The 23,027-nt window shown below is 59.0% G+C and carries 23 protein-coding genes; 7 read left to right on the plus strand and 16 right to left on the minus strand.

What is annotated here, in order from left to right:
* Positions 1–22: 22 nt before the first annotated feature.
* Complete coding sequence (coxB, locus tag KGB07_RS07750; RefSeq protein WP_046042691.1) at positions 23–1,150, minus strand: cytochrome c oxidase subunit II; 1,128 nt, start codon at positions 1,148–1,150, stop codon at positions 23–25.
* A 369-nt stretch (positions 1,151–1,519) separates the two neighbouring features.
* Here coxB and KGB07_RS07755 point away from each other — a divergent pair, with 369 nt between their 5' ends.
* The gene (locus KGB07_RS07755; RefSeq protein ID WP_223465134.1) at positions 1,520–2,170 is read left to right on the plus strand and encodes a hypothetical protein; all 651 of its coding nucleotides are present in this window, start codon (positions 1,520–1,522) and stop codon (positions 2,168–2,170) included.
* Between the two features lie 119 nt (positions 2,171–2,289).
* Here KGB07_RS07755 and KGB07_RS07760 read toward each other — a convergent pair whose 3' ends face one another.
* The 3 genes from KGB07_RS07760 to KGB07_RS07770 form a co-directional block, all read right to left on the minus strand.
* Entirely contained in the window at positions 2,290–3,816 is a 1,527-nt protein-coding gene (locus tag KGB07_RS07760; protein ID WP_223465136.1) for a SulP family inorganic anion transporter, read from the minus strand.
* Positions 3,817–3,906: 90 nt separating this feature from the next.
* Positions 3,907–4,638 (minus strand): carbonic anhydrase, encoded by a 732-nt coding sequence (locus KGB07_RS07765; RefSeq protein ID WP_008045785.1) that lies wholly within the window; start codon positions 4,636–4,638, stop codon positions 3,907–3,909.
* Between the two features lie 244 nt (positions 4,639–4,882).
* Positions 4,883–5,941: a PA0069 family radical SAM protein gene (locus KGB07_RS07770; protein WP_223465137.1), complete on the minus strand. Its 1,059-nt coding sequence runs from the start codon at positions 5,939–5,941 to the stop codon at positions 4,883–4,885.
* Positions 5,942–6,164: 223 nt separating this feature from the next.
* Here KGB07_RS07770 and KGB07_RS07775 point away from each other — a divergent pair, with 223 nt between their 5' ends.
* The 3 genes from KGB07_RS07775 to KGB07_RS07785 all read left to right on the plus strand — a co-directional run bounded on the left by KGB07_RS07775 (position 6,165) and on the right by KGB07_RS07785 (position 7,846).
* Complete coding sequence (locus tag KGB07_RS07775; protein ID WP_046042696.1) at positions 6,165–6,467, plus strand: hypothetical protein; 303 nt, start codon at positions 6,165–6,167, stop codon at positions 6,465–6,467.
* An 86-nt stretch (positions 6,468–6,553) separates the two neighbouring features.
* Positions 6,554–7,093, plus strand: coding sequence for a hypothetical protein (locus tag KGB07_RS07780; RefSeq protein WP_223465138.1), 540 nt, complete (start codon positions 6,554–6,556; stop codon positions 7,091–7,093).
* Between the two features lie 108 nt (positions 7,094–7,201).
* The gene (locus tag KGB07_RS07785) at positions 7,202–7,846 is read left to right on the plus strand and encodes a dual specificity protein phosphatase family protein (RefSeq protein WP_223465141.1); all 645 of its coding nucleotides are present in this window, start codon (positions 7,202–7,204) and stop codon (positions 7,844–7,846) included.
* Positions 7,847–7,888: 42 nt separating this feature from the next.
* On the opposite strand, the gene KGB07_RS07790 is transcribed toward KGB07_RS07785, so the two are convergent.
* Together KGB07_RS07790 and prlC are read right to left on the minus strand one after the other, a co-directional pair.
* The gene (locus KGB07_RS07790) at positions 7,889–8,176 is read right to left on the minus strand and encodes a YheV family putative zinc ribbon protein (RefSeq protein ID WP_008018424.1); all 288 of its coding nucleotides are present in this window, start codon (positions 8,174–8,176) and stop codon (positions 7,889–7,891) included.
* Entirely contained in the window at positions 8,173–10,224 is a 2,052-nt protein-coding gene (gene prlC / locus KGB07_RS07795) for an oligopeptidase A (RefSeq protein WP_223465142.1), read from the minus strand. Before prlC ends, KGB07_RS07790 begins: the two co-directional genes overlap by 4 nt.
* An 88-nt stretch (positions 10,225–10,312) precedes the next feature.
* On the opposite strand from prlC, the gene KGB07_RS07800 reads away from it, so the two are divergent.
* Both KGB07_RS07800 and KGB07_RS07805 read left to right on the plus strand, forming a co-directional pair.
* On the plus strand, positions 10,313–10,858 hold the full coding sequence (locus tag KGB07_RS07800) for a gamma carbonic anhydrase family protein (RefSeq protein WP_046042700.1): 546 nt from the start codon (positions 10,313–10,315) through the stop codon (positions 10,856–10,858).
* A gap of 26 nt (positions 10,859–10,884) precedes the next feature.
* The gene (locus tag KGB07_RS07805; protein WP_223465143.1) at positions 10,885–11,535 is read left to right on the plus strand and encodes an HAD family hydrolase; all 651 of its coding nucleotides are present in this window, start codon (positions 10,885–10,887) and stop codon (positions 11,533–11,535) included.
* A 37-nt stretch (positions 11,536–11,572) separates the two neighbouring features.
* Here KGB07_RS07805 and KGB07_RS07810 read toward each other — a convergent pair whose 3' ends face one another.
* From KGB07_RS07810 to KGB07_RS07850, 9 genes are all read right to left on the minus strand, one after another.
* Positions 11,573–12,196: an ABC-type transport auxiliary lipoprotein family protein gene (locus tag KGB07_RS07810; RefSeq protein WP_223465144.1), complete on the minus strand. Its 624-nt coding sequence runs from the start codon at positions 12,194–12,196 to the stop codon at positions 11,573–11,575.
* Positions 12,193–13,131, minus strand: coding sequence for an MlaD family protein (locus KGB07_RS07815; RefSeq protein WP_046042703.1), 939 nt, complete (start codon positions 13,129–13,131; stop codon positions 12,193–12,195). The genes KGB07_RS07810 and KGB07_RS07815 overlap by 4 nt, the downstream gene beginning before the upstream one ends.
* 1 nt (position 13,132) lies before the next feature.
* The gene (locus KGB07_RS07820; protein WP_046042704.1) at positions 13,133–13,936 is read right to left on the minus strand and encodes an ABC transporter ATP-binding protein; all 804 of its coding nucleotides are present in this window, start codon (positions 13,934–13,936) and stop codon (positions 13,133–13,135) included.
* Positions 13,933–15,081, minus strand: a complete 1,149-nt coding sequence (locus tag KGB07_RS07825; protein WP_046042705.1) for an ABC transporter permease — start codon at positions 15,079–15,081, stop codon at positions 13,933–13,935. The genes KGB07_RS07820 and KGB07_RS07825 overlap by 4 nt, the downstream gene beginning before the upstream one ends.
* Before the next feature lie 54 nt (positions 15,082–15,135).
* Entirely contained in the window at positions 15,136–16,164 is a 1,029-nt protein-coding gene (locus KGB07_RS07830) for a DUF5924 family protein (RefSeq protein WP_046042706.1), read from the minus strand.
* Positions 16,165–16,381: 217 nt separating this feature from the next.
* On the minus strand, positions 16,382–17,758 hold the full coding sequence (locus KGB07_RS07835) for a M16 family metallopeptidase (protein ID WP_223465145.1): 1,377 nt from the start codon (positions 17,756–17,758) through the stop codon (positions 16,382–16,384).
* 56 nt (positions 17,759–17,814) lie between these two features.
* The gene (locus KGB07_RS07840; protein ID WP_046042708.1) at positions 17,815–19,473 is read right to left on the minus strand and encodes a Na/Pi cotransporter family protein; all 1,659 of its coding nucleotides are present in this window, start codon (positions 19,471–19,473) and stop codon (positions 17,815–17,817) included.
* Between the two features lie 293 nt (positions 19,474–19,766).
* Positions 19,767–20,534: a TerC family protein gene (locus KGB07_RS07845; protein WP_046042709.1), complete on the minus strand. Its 768-nt coding sequence runs from the start codon at positions 20,532–20,534 to the stop codon at positions 19,767–19,769.
* 85 nt (positions 20,535–20,619) lie between these two features.
* The gene (locus tag KGB07_RS07850) at positions 20,620–21,927 is read right to left on the minus strand and encodes a CitMHS family transporter (protein ID WP_046042710.1); all 1,308 of its coding nucleotides are present in this window, start codon (positions 21,925–21,927) and stop codon (positions 20,620–20,622) included.
* Positions 21,928–22,248: 321 nt separating this feature from the next.
* Between KGB07_RS07850 and KGB07_RS07855 the strand changes: the two genes are divergently transcribed.
* Entirely contained in the window at positions 22,249–22,650 is a 402-nt protein-coding gene (locus KGB07_RS07855) for a GFA family protein (protein ID WP_223465146.1), read from the plus strand.
* Here KGB07_RS07855 and KGB07_RS07860 read toward each other — a convergent pair whose 3' ends face one another.
* The gene (locus KGB07_RS07860) at positions 22,651–22,977 is read right to left on the minus strand and encodes a DOPA 4,5-dioxygenase family protein (protein ID WP_223465147.1); all 327 of its coding nucleotides are present in this window, start codon (positions 22,975–22,977) and stop codon (positions 22,651–22,653) included.
* Positions 22,978–23,027: the final 50 nt, after the last annotated feature.

Here is a 23,027-nt window from a genome sequence, read left to right on the forward strand (position 1 = left end):
CTTACGTGCGCAATAGACCGGGTCATTTGCTTTCCGCCTGTTTCAGCTCCAGCACTTCTTTAGGCGTGACCATGTCGCCCTTGTTGTTGCCCCAGGCGTTACGCTCATAGGTCACGACCGCTGCGATATCGACTTCCGAGAGTTGTTTGCCGAACGCGGCCATGGCGGTGCCAGGCTTGCCGTGGAAGACAATGCTCAGGTGAGCCTCTTTGGGCCCGGTGGCGATCTTCGAGCCCTTGAGCGCCGGGAACATCGGCGGCAGGCCCTGGCCTTCGGCCTGGTGACAGGCCACGCAGGTGGTGTGATAGATCTTGTCGCCGCGATCCTTGAGCTCGTCGAGGGTCCATTCCTTGCTGGTCAGCTCTTTGAGCTGCGCGGCCTCGGTCTTGCGATCGGCCAGCCATTTTTCGTAATCGGCCTTTTCCTTGACCTCGACCACGGTCGGCATGAAGCCGTGATCCTTGCCGCACAACTCGGCACACTGGCCACGGTAGATGCCGGGCTTGTCGACGCGGGTCCAGGCTTCATTGACGAACCCGGGAATCGCATCGCGCTTGACCGCGAAAGCCGGCACCCACCAGGAGTGGATCACGTCGGCGGAGGTCACCAGGAAGCGCACTTTGGCACCGACCGGCAGCACCAATGGCTTGTCGACTTCGAGCAGGTAGTGCTCGCCCTTGGTTTCCTTGTTGTGGATCTGATCCTGTGGGGTGGTCAGGTTGCTGAAGAACTCGACGTCCTGGCCCAGGTATTTGTAGTGCCACTTCCACTGGTAGCCGGTGATCTGGATATCGATTTCCGGCTCGCTGGCGTCGTACATCTTGATCAGGGTCGCGGTAGCGGGAACCGCCATGGCCACCAGGATCAGGAAGGGCACGATGGTCCAGAGGATTTCGACGGTGGTACTTTCATGAAATTTGGCGGCCACCTGCCCGGTCGAGCGGCGGTGGAGAATCATCGACCAGAACATGGCACCAAATACGATGATGCCGATCACCACACAGATCCAGAAAATGATCATGTGCAGGTCGAATACTGCGTGACTGATTTCAGTCGCTCCAGGCGCCATATTCACAGTCCAGGCCGCTTGCGCCTGACTGAAAATCGACCACAACAGGAGGCCCATCCAGACATGTGGATGTCGCATCATTGCGGGTTCCCCTTATCGTTCTTGTTATCCCGCCGGCTTTCACCTGCGGCAAGGGAGCGGCTGCATCAGACTACGAACTTGAGCACCGGGCCTTGCTGCATATGCAGTCGGGCGTCATCAGCTAACTCCATTCCAACCCGAGTATAGACAGCGACTCTCACCTCGCAATGCGAAGGCGTAAATGATCTGAAACAGCATTAACTTGCGTTGCAGGGCACGAATGGAGAAGGATGCAGACGAGTGGTGGCAAACCGATATAACGGGGCCGTCTCAAGGATGAAATAATTATGACAAATGCGTCTTAGCATTTTTCGTAAGCCAGCTAAGTTATGTCTTCCCTATTTCATTGCCTTGTTTCCTGGAGTTTTCATGAACACCGCCGCATTGCGCGAGCAGATCCAAAAAGCCCAACAACACGAAGCCGAGACTGGCCTGCTGACGCGTCAGCTGGAAAGTAAATTGCCTCATCTGCACCCGGCAATCCAATTGCCGGAGGCCGATACCAACGGTGTACTGACGCGATTCGTCGCCGCTTACATCGAAGAAGTGCCCGATCTGCTGGATGCAGCCAATGATGTCGCCAGGGAAGCGGGCATTGAGTCACAGATCAAACCGGTGCTGACAATCGCCGAACAGTACTTCCTCCAGCCGCCAGCCATCATGGCTGGCCATGTCGGGCTCGACAGCCTGCTGGATGAAGCCTATCTGGCACACCGGTTTGTCGAAGAGGTCAACGACCTGTACATCAAGCATTTCGGCCAGCCACTGATCCCCTTGGACATGACTGTCGCCAACCTGATTGCTCACCAATTGATCGGTGAGTCGTTCGCCAACCAACTGGACGAAGTGGTGCATCACGCCATCGACGAGATGCTCAATGACGAAAGCTTCGCACTGGAGTCGGTAGAAGCCTACCGCGAGAAGCTCAACAGCCCGGACACCGGCGCCGCGTGGAAACGCTGGCCGTGCATGTCCCGTCGTTTGGGCGTAGGCCTGGAACTGGATCAGCCAGCGGCTTGATCCACCGGTAATCACAATCCCCTGTAGGAGCGAGATTGCTCACGATGAGGCCATGTCATTCAACATCAAAGTTGACTGATCCGCCGCCATCGCGAGCAAGCTCGCTCCCACATTGGACCTCAACCAGCCGCACCTATACCTGTGTTCGTCCGCACCCGCCCTTCAAGCCTGCGCTTCAACCCCCGCGATTCAATCAACAGCTTCGAGCCCTTGGCCGCATTCGCCCGGCCCCACTCCTCCAGTAGCTCCAGACACGAGTGATCGATGTAGCTCAGGTTATTGAGCGGCACATGCACCGTCGCGCCGGGTGGAATACTGCCCAGCACCTGGGTCAGCGCCGGCACTTTGAGGAAGGTCGCCGCGCCCACCAGGCGCAATTCCATTTCCCCTTCCTGGGGCAGGTCGATCAGGCTGATTTTCAACCGCGAAGCTCTCAGCGCCAGTTTCACCAGCGTCAGGCCGAAGCCAATCAACACGCCGGTCAGCAGGTCCGTGAAAACAATGGCGAGCGCGGTTGCCGCATAGGTGAACATCGGCGCCCGACCATACCGGCCCAAACCACGGAAGACCTTGAGATCCACCAGCTTGAAACCGGTGTAAACCAGCACGCCCGCCAGGCTCGCCACCGGAATGCTTTGCAGCACGCGGGACAACAACAGTACAAACGCCAACAACCACAGGCCGTGGAAAATGGTCGAAAACCGCGTGGTTGCGCCGGCCTGAACATTCGCCGAACTGCGTACGATAACGCCGGTCATCGGCAACGCCCCAAACAGGCCACACAACATGTTGCCGATACCTTGCGCCGACAGTTCCCGGTCGAAGTCCGAGCGCTGACCACTGTGCATGCGATCAACCGCGGCGGCTGAGAGCAAGGTTTCGGCGCTCGCGATGAAGGCCACGGCAAACGCCGCGATCAGCAAGTTCGGATCAGCCAGGTTGAGCAGATCCGCTGGCTTCAGCCAGTCGATGGCCTCCGCCAGGTTGGCCGGAACCTCAACCCGTTTGACCTGCAACGCCAGCACAAGGCTGGCAAGCGTGGCCAGACCGACGCCGAGTAGCGCGCCAGGAATGAAGCGCAGGGATTGCGGACGGAGTTTCTCCCACAGCCACATGACGGCGATCGTCGACAAACCGAGCAAACCGGCTTGCCAGCCAAACGTGGGCAACGCCTGAGCCAGCGCCGCCGGGAAGGCCGCCAGGTTATCCAGGCCCGAGGGTTTGGGCACGGCATCCAGCATCACATGCACCTGAGACAGGATGATCAGCACGCCAATCCCGGCCAGCATGCCGTACACCACCGCCGGTGCCGTCACCCGAAACCAGCAACCCAGCTTCAAACGGCCAGCCACCAGTTGCAGCAATCCCGCCAGCAACAAAATTGGCCCAAGCATGGCAATACCGTGCTGGCGGACCAACTCGAACACCAGAACGGCCAGGCCCGCCGCCGGGCCGCTGACTTGCAGTGGCGAACCGGCCAACCAGCCGACCACCAGACCACCGATGATGCCGGTGATCAGACCCTTGGCCGGCGGCAGCCCCGAGGCAATCGCGATGCCCATGCACAGGGGCAGGGCGACCAGAAACACAACCACCGAAGCCAGCAGCTCCCGTGGCAGAACAGCTTTGAGTCGAACAGCACGCATGGTGAATCTCCCGAAGTTTTCTTCAGTCATGGCAAAGCCAGGCTGCCTGAACGGCAGCCTCGGCTGAACCACACAACGATTTAGGAGGATTTAGAAGCGCGCTTTGGGCGTCGCCACGGGAATTGGCAGGCTGCCATTGAGCGGCAGGAAACAGCCTTGATCGGCGTCGTACGCTTTTATTTCGCTGGTTTCGATGTTGTAGACCCAGCCGTGAATAAACAGCTGACCGTTGGCCATGCGCGAGGCCACCGACGGATGGGTGCGCAGATGCTGCAATTGGGCAATCACATTTTCTTCGGTGAGGATGTGCATGCTTTCACTTTCGCTAGAGCAGTTGCAGTTCTCCTGCACCATGGTTTTGGCCACTTCGGCATGACGCAGCCAGGCTTTGACCGTGGGCATTTTTTCCAGACTGTCCGGGTTGAGCACCGCGCGCATGGCACCGCAGTCGGAATGCCCGCAAATGATGATGTGATGCACCCCCAAAGCCAGTACGGCGTACTCGATGGCCGTAGAAACACCGCCGTTCATTTGCCCGTAGGGCGGCACGACGTTGCCCACGTTACGAGTCACGAACAGGTCGCCTGGGGAGCTCTGTGTAATTAACTCGGGAACGATGCGCGAGTCGGCGCAGGCGATGAACATCGCTCGTGGCCGCTGGGCCGTGGCGAGTTTCTTGAAGAGCTCTTCCTGCTGAGGAAAGATCTCATGATGAAAATGCAAAAAGCCGTCAACGATATGCTGCAACGCTGCATCGGCGGTTTCGGCCTCGGGTTGGGCTGAAGCCGACGCAGCCAACGGCTGTTTATCCTTGTCACTCATCAATTCATCCTCATTGGCGGGCTCAGGGAGTCATCCCGTGCGGTCCGGTGTGAAGCCAGTGGCTGGTTAAAAAACATCCAGGTCAAGCATCTCGACCCATCAGTCACTCGATGAACAAGGTAGCGGCCGAATCTTAATTGAAACTGAATAAAACGCTCTAGAATGCGTGTTACAGGTCACAAAAAACGTGACCAGCCTAAGGCGTGAGCGCGGTCTTCAGTACTCAACCATAGGCCAATTGCCCTCAAATCAACGACATTTGGCGACCGGGCGGACAAAAGGCATTGCAGTCCAGGTCAAAGCCTTCCCGGTGATTGAGCCCCAGGCGCTTGATGGTTTTGGCAAAGCGCTGTGCCAGCAGGTCGGCGAAAGGGCCTTCACCGCGCATTCGAGCGCCAAAGCGGCTGTCGTAGAGCTCACCGCCACGGCTCTGGCGAATCAGGCTCAGCACATGCGCCGCCCGTTGCGGATAGTGGGCGCCCAGCCATTCTTCGAACAGTGGCGCCACTTCCAGCGGCAGACGCAACATCATGTAAGCAGCACTTTTCGCCCCGGCCGCATGAGCCTCGGTGAGCAGGCTTTCGAGCTCACTGTCGTTGATCATCGGAATCATCGGTGAACACAGCACGCCCACCGGAATGCCCGCCTCGCGCATGACCCTGATCGCCCGCAACCGGGCCTTGGGCGCCGCAGCGCGGGGTTCAAGGATGCGTTTGAGTTCGTCGTCCAGGGTGGTCAGGCTGATCATTACTGCCACCAGTCTTTGGCTGGCAAGCTCGGTCAGCAGGTCCAGGTCGCGAAGAATCAGTGAGCCCTTGGTGACGATAGTCACGGGGTGTCGGTAACGCAGGAGTACTTCGAGGGTTTGCCGGGTGATCCTGTATTCACGCTCGATCGGCTGATAGGGGTCGGTGTTGGAGCCGAGGTTGATCGGCGCACATTGATACCCACGTTTGGACAACTGCTCCTCCAGCACATCCACGGCGTTGGTCTTGGCGATCAGTTTTGTCTCGAAATCCAGCCCCGGTGACATGTCCCAATAGGCGTGACTGGCGCGCGCATAGCAGTAAATGCAACCATGCTCGCAACCGCGATAGGGATTGATCGATCGGTCGAAGGGCAAGTCCGGTGACGTGTTGCGGGTAATGATGGTTTTCGCCGTTTCAATGCTCACCTCGGTGCCCTGGGTGAGTGGTACTTCCTGGTACCAGCCGTCGTCCTCAACCACCGAATGGCTGGGGGCAAAGCGATTGTGCGGGTTGGTTGCGGTGCCGCGACCACGGGGAGGCAGAGAGCTAACCATCGGCGGACTCCTTGATCTGTATATCCATACAGTATCCGAAGTGCTGCGAATCGACCAGTACCGCTCAGCCATTCATCTGGCGACAGGGTGCCGTGAGCTGACCTGTTCAACAATGATGAGAAAACTGAGGAAACATATAGTCAGTGGTTAGATCCAATACCCACCCGTATATTCAGTCCGACAAGCAACACCCTCAACAGCCATCAAATAAAGGGATTTATTAATGTCTTTCTTTAATCAGCGCGGTATCTTTCTGCAACTTATGCAACCGAGTCCTTCGGAGCCCAACACACTGGTTTCGCTACAACTGGCTCGAAAAGAGTTAAGTTGGGACGCGGAAAACAATGTTCAAATTGAAAGCCTGGTCGACTCGGAGTTTTACACTGCTGTTTCCACAGACCGTGGTAACTCGTTCAGCATCAGGGCCGTTGGCAAGGATGTCGATGGAGACGGAAACATCGGTGCCGACGACAAAGCCAAGTTACAGGCGCTGGCAAAGGCTTATGCCAGTATCGTCAATCCCTGAGCCCTGACTTTCCAATCACTGGAAAGCACAACTGCCGAATGCATGCGGGCTCCCGCATGCATTCCAGACAGCCACGAGGATAAAAAATGTCCCAGCCCATAAAAACCGGTGCTTATCTACAAAAAATAAAAACGCCAGAAGATGTGCAGGTAGTTATCAAGCTAATAAGGGCAGACGAGTATCCAAACAAAACAATGGAGCAGTTCGCTGATGTTCTCGCAAGCGCTCCCTCCGTGACACTCGCTATAAAAAACGATAGCAAGACTTCAAAGTTCGACTTTGATCCATGGTCCGATATCAATGTCACTCCAGACAATAGCATCGACGAAAAGGACATTGCCGCCCTTACACAGCTTGCACTCGCTTTTTATCATCAACAAGTAATTGCTCCAGAGGGCATAGCGTACCTTTATTGTCTTCCCGCTGAGCTTCGAATAGATGTTGAGGTATTTGACATTGATGAAGAGGATCATCAACTGTATAGCCTCGGTGTGTACGAGACCAAATCTGCGGATTCCGGCTCGCCTTTTGAAGGTCGTGAGCGCAACCCTGAAACTGGACAGGTGTTTGACTATGGGGCCGAACTGAACGGCTTGCTCAAGGCATTCATCAAACTGAAACTATAACCTGAGCGCAGGCTTCACGATTCTTTGACAGTCAGCTCACAGGCCTTTGACCGTACATGGCTAATCCTTGCCACCATCTTCCCGTCCCTTTCTGAACGGTCGCCAAGCATGTCTTTTCCACGTTTTTTATCTGCAATATGCCTGTCGCTGGTTGCACTCGTTAACCTGACTCCGGCACTTGCTGACGACAGTGTGATGCAACGTCCGGCAGACTGGGCTCAACCGGTCGAGAAGCAATACAACCTCTTCCAGATGTCGCCGACGCTCTATCGCAGCGCCTTGCCGGACAAGGACGCGGTTCCGCTGCTGGAGAAACTCAAGGTGGGCACGGTGATCAACTTCCTGCCCGAAGCAGACTCCAGTTGGTTGTCCACGCCAGGCATCACGCAAGTACAGCTGCCTTATCGCACCAACCATGTGGATGACGCCGATGTGCTCAAGGCCTTGCGTGCCATCAAGTCTGCCGAAGCCAAAGGCCCGGTGCTGATGCACTGCAAACACGGTTCCGACCGTACCGGTCTGATGGCGGCCATGTATCGGGTTGTCATCCAGGGCTGGAGCAAGGAAGAGGCCCTGAACGAAATGACCCAGGGCGGCTTTGGTGACAGCACCCACTTCAAGGACGGCATCCGCTACATGATGCAGGCCGACGTCGACAAACTGCGCACGGCCCTGGCCAATGGCGATTGCAGCACCAGCCCGTTCGCCGCGTGCTCGATGAAGAGCTGGTTCAAGTCCGCTCATATCGAATAAGAAAAGCCCCCGTTGCATGGCGTAACGGGGGCTTTTTTTCACTCAGTGCTGTTCGTCCGGCTTTTTCTTCAGTTTTGGGTTCGGGAAGAACTGAACCGCCTGAACCTTGGTGTCGGCTGGTTTGAGTGCGCTGGTATTAACCCGCGTACCCAACTCCTTGGGCACCGACAGCCCTTGCTCATTGAGTGTGTCGGAGTAACCGCAGGCCACGCACTCTCGGTGCGGGACCTGATCTTCGTTCCACATCATCAATTTGTCCGGCTCGCTGCATGCCGGGCAGACCGCCCCGGCGATAAAGCGTTTTTTCGTAATCACAGGTCCCTCACTCATGCTGCCGCGTCCTCACTCAGGCCGCTGTGGCGCAAGAGTGCGTCAATTGATGGCTCACGACCACGGAAGTCGACGAACAGCACCATTGGCTCCTGGGAGCCGCCACGAGCCAGGATTGCTTCGCGGAACGCACGACCGGTGTCGGCGTTGAGCACGCCTTCTTCTTCGAACTTCGAAAACGCATCGGCGGACAGCACTTCAGCCCATTTGTAGCTGTAGTAACCCGCGGCGTAACCGCCAGCGAAGATGTGCGCAAAGCTGTTGGGGAAACGGTTGTAGGCCGGTGGACGCATCACCGAAACCTCGTCGCGCACGCCTTCGAGCACTTGCAGCACGCTGCGGCCGTCGCCGTGGGTGGCGTGCAGTTCGAAGTCGAACAGCGAGAACTCCAGTTGGCGGACCATCATCAGGCCGGACTGGAAATTTTTCGCCGCGAGCATTTTTCCGAGCAAGTCCTGAGGCAGCGGTTCACCGGATTCATAGTGACCGGAAATCAGCGCCAGACCTTCCGGCTCCCAGCACCAGTTTTCCATGAACTGACTTGGCAGTTCGACGGCATCCCAGGCCACGCCGTTGATGCCGGACACGCCAGCATGCTCGACGCGGGTCAGCAGGTGATGCAGGCCGTGACCGAACTCGTGGAACAGGGTGGTGACTTCGTCGTGGGTCAGCAGCGCAGGCTTGCCGCTGTCGGCCGGGGTGAAGTTGCACACCAGGTTCGCCACCGGGCTTTGCAATACACCGCCGGCGGTGCGACGACGGTCGCGGGCGCCATCCATCCAGGCACCGCCGCGCTTGTTGGCGCGGGCGTAAAGGTCAAAGAAGAAGCGGCCGACATGCTGGCCGTTTTCCTTGATTTCAAACAGGCGGACATCCGGGTGCCAGGTGTCGAAGCCTTTGAGTTCGGCAATCTCGATGCCGTACAGACGCTGGACGATGGCGAACAGGCCGCCGAGCACCTTGTCGATCGGGAAGTAGGCGCGCAGGGCTTCCTGGGCCACGCTGTAACGCTGTTCACGGAGTTTTTCGCCGTAGAAACCGCTGTCCCAGCTTTGCAGGTCCTGGCAGCCTTGTTCAGCGGCATAAGCCTTGAGCTGTTCCAGATCCTGAGTAGCGAACGGCTTGCTGCGCTTGGCCAGATCGCGCAGGAAGCTCAGCACCTGATCGCTGGACTCGGCCATTTTGGTCGCCAGGCTCAGTTCGGAGAAACTGCTGAAACCCAAGAGTTTTGCCAGTTCCTGACGCAGGCCGAGGATTTCTTCCATGATCGGGCCATTGTCGTTCTGGCCGGCATTCGGCCCCTGGTCCGACGCACGGGTGCAGTAGGCCGCGTAGACTTCTTCACGCAGTGCGCGGTCCTGGGCGTAGGTCATCACCGCGTAATAGCTCGGGAATTCCAGGGTGATCAGCCAGCCGTCCAGATCCTTGGCCTGAGCCGCAGCGGCCATTTGCGCCTTGGCCGAGTCGGTCAGGCCGACGAGGGCGGCTTCATCGGTGATGTGCTTGGTCCACGCTTGAGTGGCATCGAGCAACTGGTTGGAGAAACGGCTGCCCAATTCGGACAGCTTGCTCTGCACTTCGGCGTAACGTTTCTGTTCGGCTTCCGGCAGGTCGATACCCGACAGACGGAAGTCACGCAGGGAGTGTTCCAGGATAGTTTTCTGCGCCACGTCGAAACCGGCGGCCTCCGGACTGTTGGCCAGGGCTTCGAAAGCCTGGAACAGTTCGCGGTTCTGACCCATTTCGGTGGAATAGGCGCTCAAGGCCGGCAGGCATGACTCGTAGGCTTCACGCAGCTCGGCGCTGTTGCACACGGCATTGAGGTGGCTGACCGGGCTCCAGGCGGCGCCCAGGCGGTCGTTGAGTTCGTCCATCGCCAGCACCAGGCCAGCCCACGTTGGCTGTTTGACCTGGGTCTTGAGGATCTCGACGATGGCGGCACGGTTGTCAGCCAGGATCTGTTCAATGGCAGGTTGCACGTGCTCGGCGCGGATGGCGGAGAACGGCGGCAGGTCATAGGACTGCAAAAGAGGGTTGTTCACGCTCACGGTTGATACCTTGGCTGGAGAAACATGCAGCCATCTTAATTACAATCGACGTTCACCGCAGCTATCAGCAACAGAGAGAAACCCTATCGTGAACCTTCGCAAGTATCAGAACCACACGCCGCTGCTGGGTAAAGGCGCTTTTGTCGACGGCTCGGCGGTGGTGATCGGCGACGTTGAAATTGGCGAAGACAGCTCGGTCTGGCCGCTGACCGTGATCCGTGGCGACATGCACCGCATCCGCATCGGCGCGCGCACCAGCGTGCAGGATGGCTGCGTGTTGCACATCACCCACGCCGGGCCGTTCAACCCGGATGGCTTTCCGCTGCTGATCGGCGATGACGTGACCATCGCCCACAAGGTCATGCTGCATGGTTGTTCGGTAGGCAGTCGGGTATTGATCGGCATGGGCAGCATCGTCATGGACGGCGCGGTCGTCGACAATGATGTGATCATCGGCGCCGGCAGCCTGGTGCCGCCGGGCAAGCATCTGCAAAGCGGCTTCCTGTATGTTGGCAGCCCGGTAAAGCAGATCCGCCCGCTGACTGACAAGGAACGGGCCTTTTTCACCTACAGCGCGGCGAACTACGTGAAGCTCAAGGACCTGCATCTGGCCGAAGGCTACGACCAGCTTTGACCCGGCCCCCTTATTCAGGATTCGACATGCATTACCAAACCGTTTTGTTTGACCTCGATGGCACCCTCACCGATCCGCGCGAGGGCATCACCCGTTCGATCCAGTTCGCCCTGAGCAAACTGGGTATCGATGAGCCGGACCTGGCCAAGCTCGAACACTTCATCGGCCCACCGCTGTTGCAGGCGTTCATGCAGTTCTACGACTTCGATGAAGCCCGGGCCTGGGAGGCAGTGAATTTCTACCGCGAGCGCTTCAAGGTCACCGGTCTCTACGAAAACCGCGTGTTCGATGGTGTCACGCCGCTGCTGGAAACCCTGGTCGGACAAGGCAGGCAACTGTACATCGCCACTTCGAAACCGTGGGTGTTCGCCCGGGAAATCGCCCGGCATTTCGACTTTGCCAAACACTTCAAGGTGATTTACGGCAGCGAACTGGACGGCACCCGGACCAACAAGATCGAACTGATCGCTCACCTGATGGCCGAAGAAAACCTGGACCCTGCCAACACCTTGATGATCGGCGACCGCAAGCACGACCTGATCGGTGCGCGCAGCAATGGCTTGGACGCGGCGGCGGTGGGTTACGGGTTCGGCAGTCATGAAGAGTTGAGCGCCGAAGCGCCGGCGTATCACTTTGAAACGCTGGCTGAACTGCATCAGGCGTTTTTGCAGCGCTGATGCGGCCTCCACAAATCAACTGTGGGAGCTGGCTTGCTCAAGGTCTTGGCGGTGGGGCGAGTTTCTGCCCTTGCTCAACCGCCCAGCTCACCACCTGCGCGGTCAACTGATCGCTCGCCTGACCGAACCCGACCACCACCGCCGGAACCTGCACATCGCTGAGTGGCTGGCGCACTTCAAAGCGGCGGCTGGCGAGGATGCGCTGGTCGTAGCTGCGCACCAGCAATGCATCCAGACGCACGACCGCGCTGGCATTCGTACCTTGGTATTCAGTCTGGAACGCTTGCAGGCTGCCGCCCAATTCAAGATCGGTCTGGAAAATGCTGTCATCGGTGCTCAACAACGGCACCCGTCCGTCATGCTGGAAACCTTCCAGCAGGCGATTGCGCACCAGCACCGGCGTCGGGTCGCTCCAGCGTGACCCCTTGTAGTGGCTGATCACATCGCCCTGGGGAATCACTGCAATGTTCGGACTGTTCAACGCTTCGCTGGACTGAAATTTGCTCAGTCGCAACGACCAGCGTTGCGGAGTTCCATGGCTGGCCGATGCGCTCTGGGCCGAAGGCAATCGATAGACCTCGAAGGGCTCTGGCTTGGGCAGGATCGAGCACGAGCTAATCAGCGTGAAGCCAGCGAGGAGAGCAATCCGAATCGGCTTCATGGCGTGAATTCCTTGGTCTTTTCACTGCCCAGCAGGTAACCGCTGGGGTTGGCCTCCAGACGTTTGGTAATGACGCGCAACGAGGACAGGGTTTCGCGCATCTCGCGCACGGCCGGGCCCAGGCCATTGAGGCCTTGCATGCCGCTGTTGAGCGAATCCTGATTGGCTGTGATCAGTTTGTTGAGGGTGGCACTGCTCTCCTGAAACGACTTCATCGCCTGCTCGGCGCTGCCCAGCGCCTCCTTGCCATGATCATTGAGCAGCCCGTTGGCATTGCGCATCAGCGCCGTGGTCTGCTCCAGCATGGTGTTGGCCTGCTTGCCGACCGATGCCAGTTGCTGCATGGCCTGACGGATATCGCCGCGCTGCTCGGCAATGGTCCCGGTGGTTTGCTCCAGGTGCTCCAGGGTATTGCTGATGCGCTCGATGTTTTCCGTGGAAAACATCAGGTTGACGTTATGCATCAGCGTGTTCACGCCGGACATCAAATCGTTACTGTCATTGAGCAGGCGGGCGATGGGCGAGGGCAAGGCGACAATGGTCGGCAGGTTGCCGTCCTTGCCCTTGAGCGTCGGGCTCTGAGGCGTGCCGCCACTGAGCTGGATGATCGAGGTCCCGGTGACCCCGGTCAGGGCCAGCTTGGCATTGGTGTCTTCCTTGACCGGGGTATCGCCGGCCAGACGAATTCGCGCCAGCACCCGACGCGGGTCTTTCGGGTCCAGACGCAGCGAGATCACGTCGCCAACCTTGATCCCGCTGTACTGCACCGAACTGCCCTTGGACAAACCGCTGACCGCCTCGTTGAACACGACTTCGTAGTCCTTGAACTCGGTGTCGACACTGGACTTGGCAAGCCACAGGCCGAACAGCAGCGCGGCCGTCACCACAATCACGGTGAACAGGCCGATCAATACATGATGGGCTCGGGTTTCCATGTCAGACCTCTTTGAGCTGTTGGGCGGCCGTCAATGCCGCGCGGCCGCGAGGGCCATGGAAGTATTCGTGAATCCACGCGTCGTTGGTTTCCGACACCTTGTCGATGGCGTCTGCCACCAGCACTTTTTTCTGCGCCAGCACCGCCACCCGGTCGGTAATGGTGTAGAGCGTGTCGAGGTCGTGGGTCACCAGGAAAACGCTCAGGCCCAAGGCATCGCGCAGGGTCAGGATCAATTGGTCGAACGCGGCGGCGCCAATCGGATCGAGACCGGCGGTGGGCTCGTCGAGAAACAGGATATCCGGGTCCAGAGCCAATGCCCGGGCCAGCGCAGCACGCTTGATCATGCCGCCGGACAGCGATGAGGGGTACTTCTCCGCCGCCGACAGCGGCAACCCGGCCAGGGCCATTTTCACCGCTGCCAGGTGCTCGGCATCGTTGCGGCTCAAGCCGGCGTGTTCGATCAGCGGCAGGGCGACATTCTCGGTCACCGTCAGCGAAGAGAACAGCGCGCCTTTCTGGAACAGCACGCCAAAACGTCGCTCCACCAGCGAGCGCTCGTGTTCGGACAAAGTAGGAAGGTTCTTGCCGAAGACTTTCACCACGCCTTCGCTGGGCTCGCGCAACCCGACAATGCTGCGCAGCAGCACCGATTTACCGCTGCCGGAGCCGCCGACCACGGCCAGGATTTCGCCTTTGTACAAATCCAGGTCGAGGTTCTCGTGCACGCTCTGGCGACCAAAGCGATTACACAAACCACGTACTTCAATCACCGCCTCGGAGGGCGCTCGGGGGATACGACTCACCAGCCCATCTCCATGAAAAACATCGCGGCTATCGCATCCATCACGATCACCACGAAAATCGACTGCACCACGCTCGACGTGGTGTGTGCGCCCACCGACTCAGCGCTGCCACTGACCTTGAAGCCTTCGAGGCAACCAATCGCCGCGATCAGGAAGGCGAAGACCGGTGCTTTGACGATCCCCACCAGAAAGTGCTGAACGCCGATGTCCGATTGCAGCAGTGATATGAACATTGCCGGCGAGATATCCAGCGCCACTGCGCAAACCACGGCACCGCCGATAATCCCCGACAGCATCGCCAGAAAGGTCAGCATCGGCAGGGCGATCAGCAACGCCAGGACCCGCGGCACCACCAGCAACTCCACGGGATCGAGGCCCAAGGTGCGGATGGCGTCGATTTCCTCGTTGGCCTTCATCGAACCGATTTGCGCCGTGAACGCACTGGCGGTGCGCCCGGCCATCAGGATCGCGGTCAGCAACACACCGAACTCGCGCAGAAAGGCAAATCCCACCAGGTCCACGGTGAAGACAGTGGCGCCGAAAGTGGCCAGCACCGTCGACCCGAGAAACGCCACCACGGCGCCCACCAGAAAGGTCAGCAGGGCAACAATTGGGGCGGCATCGAGGCCGGTCTGTTCGATATGGGCGATCATCGGCGTGACGCGCCAGCGTTTGGGCCGGAACAGGCCGCGGGCGATGGTTTCGATGATCAGGCCAACGAAACCCAGCAGTTGCAGGGTGTCCTGCCAGACGATGTCCACCGCGCGACCAATACGGGTCAGCAACTGAATGGTAACGCTGACTTCCGGCTCCTTGATCGGTACGCAGAAATCGGTCAACGAGCAGTAGACGGTTTGCAGCAACGCGCGATCAGCAGCGGAGAGTGTGCAATCAGGATGTTCGGCGGAGCGGCCGAGGCGCTCGGAGCCGAGCAGCTCTACCAACAGCGAGGCGCCCGCGGTGTCGAGGGCGCCCAGTCCATTGAGGTCAACGGGGGTGTTGGCGTCGTACTGGCCGTGGAGTTTTTCGCTCAACAGCTTGAGGTCAGCGTAATGGGCAAGCGTCCAGTCGCCCGTCACTCGCAACCGCGCAGGGGTAATCGACGTGTCTAATCGGGCGTTGCCGGCCATTGTGCTGCTGATCATAGGCTCCGTGCTTGTTCAGTGATTACGCAGCTCTACGTAATAGCACGAACCGCACTACTTTTCTTTGATCGCTGTGCTGTCCGTGACTTTGAAGCGCAGCACGCCGATGACCTGGCCATCTTCGGTCAGCACCCGAACCTGCCATTTGCCGACCGGGTTGCCCGGGAAATTCTCCTTGTGGGTCCAGGCCCGGTAACCTTCCTTGCGCCCGCCGCGAATATCCAGAGGGATGCGGTCGACCTCTTTACCGTTGAACTGCCAGACGTGATAAATCCGCTCGTCCAGGCCACGCGGGGCGTTGATCGCGGTGTACGCGTAGAGCCCGCCATTGCGGATCTGCTCAGCACTGACTTCGTCGAGGCTGGCGCCAGGCGTGCGGTCCTGCATTTGCGTGCTGATGGCCACGTCGGTCATCCACAGCGTCGCCGGCGGCACCCACGAGCGCAGCTCCCAACCGACGACGCCAATGCCCAGGGTGATACTCAAAATCGCCAACGCACTGCGTACGGTACGAATCGGGAAGATCGACGCCAGGCTCGGGAACGACAACAGCACCGAGATACCCAGTGCCCATTTGAAACTTTGCGCGGTGGTCAGGTGCATGATCACCGGCAACGCGGTGAGCAGCGCGGCGAACAGGGTCAGGGTATGCAGGGCCAGAAACGCCCAGCGCCGGGGAGCCAACCATTTGTAGTAGAGCGGGTCGATGATCGAAATCAGCGCCGCGACGCCCAGCAGCCCGGTGAAAACCAACTGGCCGCTGTTCCACGTCGTGGTGATGAAAAAGAACGGCAGGACAAAGAACAGGCTTTCCTGATGGATCATCTGCGTTGCGTAACGCAGCAAGGGTTCCGGGATTTCTCGCTTGAAGATGCGCGTGAACAGCTTGGTCAGGCTGTTTTCCAGCATCAGCCAGATCCAGCTGATCAGCATGATGGTGGTGATCCAGCTCGCCAGGCCTTGCTGGCGATCGACCAGAATGAAACTGCCCACCCCGGAGATGAAACCACAGAGCGCAATGACCCCAGGGTAGCGCTTCATCAATTCGAGGATGCGCTGTACGAAAAGGGTCAGGTTTTGCATTCGGCGGTTTCACAGTCGTCGTAGGAAAAAACCTCGACAGGGTACCGCTGGCGCGGCCTTGTGGCGAGGGGGCTTGCCCCCGTTGGGTCGCGTAGCGGCCCCGAAATCAGCAAACATAATCTTTCAGGTACATCGCAATAGTCCGATTCACGACTGCCTCGCAGCCGAACGGGGGCAAGCCCCCTCACCACAGTGAGTAACTTGCCAGAAGAAAATGTTACTTCCTGTGATGCAAACGCCAGCCCACCAGCATCAACACGATCAAGCCCGCCCCACCGACCACCAGCCACATCAACTGGTCATAACTGAATAACGGCTTCTCGATCCGCAAATACCCCGGTTGCAGGAGCAATTCACGCACGGCCTTGTTCGCCTCTTCCAGGGTCACCCCTTGCAACTCCCGGGTCGGGTTGGAGAAGCGACCGTCCTCGTAGTCGCCAATGGCGCTCCAGTAGTAGTCGGCCAACGCACTATTGCCTTGTACGGCCCAGGCCTGGCGGGCAATTGCAGCCTGCTTGAGGCGGTTGAAGGTGTCGGCATTGAGGCCGTCCTTGAGCAGCCCGGCCTTCAGATCCTCGAGTACTTGTTCGGCATCGGCCACGTCGTCGCGTTCAAGGTCGGCATTGAGGCTCATGAAACCCACGCCGCCGAACACCTCGCGTTCCGCCCACGGACCGTAGGACAAACCGTGAACCAGGCGTAACTGGCGATAGAGCGCCCAATCCAGATAGTCCTTGAGCAAATCGAAGGTTTCATCGTGCCCATCCTCCAGTACCGGCTCCGGCACCAGCCAGTGCAACTTGGCGCCGTTGCCGACCAGTCCGTGGGTCAAGGTGCGCTCATGGGCGGCGCTGGCCTGGATTTGCGGCAGCGGCGGATGCTCGCCAGGCGTAATCGCTTCCAGCACGCCATACGCCCGCTCCAGATAGGCCGGCAGCAACTTGTCGAGGTCACCTACCACGATCAGGGTCATGTTGTTCGGCGCATACCAATCCTTGCGCACCTGCTCCAGTTGTTCACGGGTCAGGCCACCGACTTGCGCGCGCTCCGGGCATTTGAGGCCCAGCTCCACGGCCAGCTGGTTGCTGGCCGTGTGGCCGAGGTCCTGACGATCGAGCCAGCGTTGCAGGTGCGAGTAGTGGCCGCCGTCTTCACGCTCGACCACTAGCTTGGCCGCGTTGATGGCGTTGTCGTCGAATCGGGTCTGGGTCAGCAGCGCCAGCAACAGGTCGAGCACCTTGCGCTGGTTTTTCGCCGGAGCTTCGATGACGAAGGTCGTATCGGCATTGCTGGTGAACGCGTTCCACTCACCACCCAGGGCCTGCATGCGTTCCTCCAGGCCACCTTCGCCACTGGCGTCGATACCGCTGAACAACAGGTGTTCCAGCAGATGCGGCAGCTCCTTTTCTTCGCACTTGAAATCGTCCAGGCCAACGCCGACCACCAGCCGGATCGCCACATGCCCGCGGTCGGTGCCGGGTTTGAGCAGCAATTGCAAACCGTTGCGCAGGGTGTAGCCCTCGACCTGGAAGCGATCCAGGGCGAATGACGGGAATGAACCAAGCAACAGACAGGCGAACAACAGACAACGCATAACAAGCTTCCGTACGACTAGCGCAAGTTCAACAGACTTCAGGCAACTGTGGACGTTCAGGGTGAATGAGTGATGTCGCTCAAATCGTCGACCACCAGCGCACCGGTGTCCGATGTTTCCAGCACCACGTAGGCACTGCTGCAAAACAGCGAATTCAGACGCTTCATGTCGGCGATCAGCTCCAGGTGCAACGAACTGGTTTCGATACTTTGCACGATTTTACGTTGCAAGCGGCTGACATGAGCGTGGGCCAGGCGCCGTTCCTGTGCGCGGAAACGACGTTTTTCACGCACCAGCTGGCGGGCACTTTCCGGGTCGCCACTGAGAAACACCGACATCCCGAGCCGCAGGTTGGAGATCAACTGAGTTTGCAGCCCGGTCAATTCGTCCAGCCCGACTTCGGAAAACGACCGGCGCTGCGAGGTTTTCTGCTGCTGGACCTTGCGCAGCATGCGTTCGATCAAGTCGCTGGCCAGTTTCAGGTTGATCGCCAGTTCGATGATTTCCGCCCAGCGCCGGCTGTCCTGATCGCTGAGATCTTCCCGGGGCATTTGCGCCAGGTACAACTTGATCGCGCTGTAGAGCGCTTCGACATCGTCGGTCAGACGCCTCATTTCCTGGGTGACGGCGGTCTGTTTGCCGCGCAAAACGTCGAGCATGGCTTCGAGCATGTTGTCGATCAGGTCGCCCATGCGCAGGGTTTCCCGGGCCGCGTTGGCCAGCGCCAGACCGGGGGTGACCAACGCCGTGGGGTCAAGGTGCCGGGGCTTGGCCGTACCGTTGGCCAGCGGGTGCTCCGGCAGCACCCAGGCACAAAACCTGGCCATCGGCCCAACGCTGGGCAGCAGGATCAGGCAACGCGCGGTGTTGTAGAGCAGGTGAAAGCCGATGACCATTTCTTGAGGGCTGAAATCCAGGCCATCGAGCCAGTGCACCAGCGGATCGAGCACCGGAATGATCAATAAAAGACCAATCATTTTGTACAGCAGGCTGCCCAGCGCCACTTGGCGCCCGGCGGCGTTCTGCATGCTGGTGCTGAGGAAGGCGAGTACGCCGCTGCCGATATTGGCGCCGATCACCAGCCCGATGGCCACCGGCAGGCTGATCACATTGGCGCCCGCCAGGGTCGCGGTGAGCAAAACAGCGGCCAGGCTGGAATAGGAAATCATCGCGAACAGCGCGCCGACCAAGGCGTCGAGCAGGATGTCGCCAGTGAGCGAGGCGAAAATCACCTTCACCCCTTTGGCATGGGTAATCGGGTGCGCGGCTTCGACAATCAGTTGCAACGCCAGAATGATCAACCCCAAACCAATGGCGACACGACCCATCTGCCCGAGTCTGGTCTGCTTGCGCGACAGAAAGAAAATCACCCCGGCAAAAATCAGCAGGGGCGACAACCACGACAGATCGAACGTCAGCACCCGCGCCATCAGGGCCGTACCGACATCGGCACCGAGCATGGTGACCAACGCTGGCGTAAGCGCCATCAGGCCCTGGCCAACAAAGGAAGTGACCAGCATAGCGGTGGCGTTGCTGCTCTGGACCATCGCCGTCACGGCGATCCCGGAGAGGAAAGCCAGCCAGCGGTTGGACATGTTATGGCTGATGACATGGCGCAAGTTGGTGCCGTAGACCCGCAGGATGCCGGTTCGGACGATGTGCGTGCCCCAGATCAGCAGGGCCACGGCAGAAAGCAAATTGAGCAGGGTGAGCATAATGACCCCCTGTGGTGTAGCGCCCCAAAGGAGCAAGTTGACGGTACCGCGCGACGTTCTACGTTCTGTACTTAAGCTGTAGTTGGCTAACGGTCTGCGCGCCAGCATCGCATAGCCAAAGAAGGGATTGAAACAAAACCGTCATGAAAACAGATTCATGTAACCAGCCAGAAACAAAGTGGGAGCGAGCCTGCTCGCGATGAGGCCATCAGGTTCAACATGGGTGTTGACTGACAGACCGCTATCGCGAGCAAGCTCGCTCCCACAGGTTTTGCGTATTTACCGCTACCGGGTTACTGGCCCGGAATGTCCTTGCGCAGCTTTACCGGATCCTGCTGTTTCTTCTTTTTCGCGATGGCAGTGCGCATCCTGATGTTGATCGCTTCCACCGCCAGCGAGAACGCCATGGCGAAGTAGACGTAGCCTTTTGGCACGTGCACGTCCAGGGATTCGGCAATCAGCACCGTACCGACAATCAACAGGAACGACAGCGCCAGCATCTTCAGCGATGGGTGCTTGTCGATGAACTCACTGATGGTGCCAGATGCCCACATCATCACCAGTACCGCCACGATGATCGCCGCGACCATGACCGGTACGTGGGACACCATGCCGACTGCCGTGATCACCGAATCCAGGGAGAACACGATGTCGATGATCGCGATCTGGACGATGGTGTAGAGGAAGTTGCCGCCCTTGCCTGAAGGTTCGTCGTTGCTTTCATCTTCACCTTCCAGCGCGTGGTACATCTCTTGCGAGCTTTTCCACAGCAGGAACAGACCACCGAAGAACAGGATCAGGTCGCGTCCGGAAATACCCTGGCCGAATACCACGAACAGGTCCGCCGTCAGGCGCATGACCCAGGTGATCGACAGCAGAAGCAGGATTCGCGTGACCATGGCCAGCGCCAGACCGAAAATCCGGGTGCGCGCCTGCATGTGTTTAGGCATGCGGCTGACCAGGATCGAAATCATGATGATGTTATCGATGCCCAGGACGATTTCCAGGGCGGTCAGGGTGAAGAAGGCAACCCAGATTTCAGGGTTGGTCAGCCATTCCATGTGTATTCCTTTGAGCGATTGTTAAACCACAACGGGCCCGGGCTTCAAACAGCGAAGCCTGGACCCGAAGTGGTGAGTCTTGGGCTTATAGAGTGCTGAACACCGGGAAAGTCCCCAACAGCAGTGCAGCAATCAGTATGCAGATACAAACCAGCACTGCCCACTTCAGGGTGAAGCGCTGGTGGTCACCGAAATCGATGCCGGCCAGGGCCACCAACAGGTAGGTCGATGGAACCAGCGGGCTCAACAGGTGGACGGGCTGACCGACGATCGAGGCACGTGCCATTTCCACCGCGGTTATACCGTAATGGCTGGCAGCTTCGGCAAGAACCGGTAACACGCCGTAATAAAATGCATCGTTCGACATGAAGAAAGTGAACGGCATGCTTACCAGTGCCGTGATCACCGCCAGGTACGGGCCGAGGAAGTCCGGAATCACCGCCAGCAGGCTTTTCGACATGGCGTCGACCATCCCGGTGCCGGTCAGGATACCGGTGAAGATACCGGCCGCAAAGATCAACCCGACTACCGCCAGCACGCTACCGGCGTGGGCCGCGACGCGATCCTTCTGCTGTTGCAGGCAAGGATAGTTGACGATCATGGCAATACTGAACGCCACCATGAACAGCACCGGCAATGGCAGCAGGCCGGCGATCAGGGCGCCCATCAGAGCCAGGGTCAGGGCGCCGTTGAACCAGATCAGGTTCGGACGACGGGCATCCGGGAACTGCGAAACGCTGATTTCGCTGTGGTCGATTTCATCGCCCACCAGGTGCAGTTCACCCAGGCGAGCACGTTCACGCTTGCCGTAGAAGTAGGCGATGACCAGGATCGCCACCACACCGGCCAGCATCGCAGGAATCATCGGTACGAAGATGTCGGACGGGTCCACATGCAACGCACTGGCAGCGCGAGCGGTCGGGCCGCCCCATGGGGTCATGTTCATCACGCCACCGGCGAGGATGATCAGACCGGCCATGATCCGCGGGCTCATGCCGATACGGCTGTAGAGCGGCAGCATCGCGGCCACGCAGATCATGTAAGTGGTCGCGCCGTCACCATCGAAGGAGACAACGAGCGCCAGAACGGCGGTGCCGACCGAAACTTTCAACGGGTCGCCCTTGACCAGTTTGAGGATCTTGCGCACGGCCGGGTCGAACAGGCCGGAGTCGATCATCAGGGCGAAGTACAAGATAGCGAACATCAGCATCACGCCGGTCGGCGCAAGCTTGGTGATGCCTTCGAGCATCATCGGGCCGATCTTCGGCGAAAAACCGCCGAACAGGGCAAAGATGATTGGAATTATGATCAGGGCGATCAGCGCGGACAGGCGCTTGGTCATGATCAGGAACATGAACGTGATGACCATGGCGAAGCCAAGGAAAGTCAGCATGGGAATACTCCAGGCGTAGCGCGGCTAGGGAATGGGCGGATCGGGCGGGATCAGCGCAGAACGGGAAGCACGAGACGTACGGGCGGAGTTGCAGCGAAGCGGCGGATAGAAGAGGACATCAGAATCACCATTGTTGTTGTTAAATGGGCTGTGCGAGCGATAAAACGCTGGCATTGGCCAACCGGTCTTTTGCCGGTAGTGGCGGCGATCCTAATCGGGGAAGCTTTCAGCCAGCTTTCGCCGATGAAAGCGTTGACCGGAAGTACAACCGGTCGTCGGATTGGGTTTCAAGTCCCTGAACACAGGGCGGGAGGTCGAAGCATGGTCAAACTTCACACCGGCGGCTGCCACTGCGGGCAACTGCGCTATCAATTCAGCGGGCCGCTGCACGATATCGCCCACTGCCATTGTTCGATTTGCCGACGGGTCAGCGGCGGCATCGTGACCACCTGGATCACCGTGCCGGCATCGGCCTTTCAATGGCTGGCCGGGACGCCGTCGCGGTACGATTCTTCATCCACCTGCGCACGATATTTCTGCGGCCACTGTGGGGCGCAACTGGCGCTGGTGACGCACCTGAGCCCGGAAAGCATCGACTTGACCATCGCCACCCTCGACCATCCCGAGCAAGCACCGGCCGAGCGGCACATCTGGACCGACAGCCGCTTGCCGTGGCTGCACCTGGACGAACATTTGCCTAGCGAGGCCGAAGAAACACTCTGATCAAAAAACAGACAGGTCCAACGGCCGAATAGCGCCCATCCAGATCGCATGCTCGGTGTGGTCAAGCAAATCGTCGCCGGTGTCCGGGTGCAGAAACACCACCAGACCCTTGCGGTTGAGCGCCAGCCACGGCAGCACGTCGCCCAACACCTGTGGCTCGAACGCCAACTGGCAGCTCCAGTCCGGGTGCGGACCGACCGGCCGCTCGTGCACGCGACCCATTTTCAGTGGAAACAAACGCGCTGCCTGCTCACACAAGGCCCGCGCCTGCCCGATCGTGCTGGCATCGAAATAAACGTGGGCGTGGTAACCCGTGATCTGCTGCATCTGAACCCCTCTGAAAACTGTTCGAACCCTCGCCGGTTCCTGCGGGTCAA

It is taken from the genome of Pseudomonas sp. GL-RE-26 (assembly GCF_019956275.1).
Taxonomy (GTDB): domain Bacteria; phylum Pseudomonadota; class Gammaproteobacteria; order Pseudomonadales; family Pseudomonadaceae; genus Aquipseudomonas; species Aquipseudomonas grandcourensis.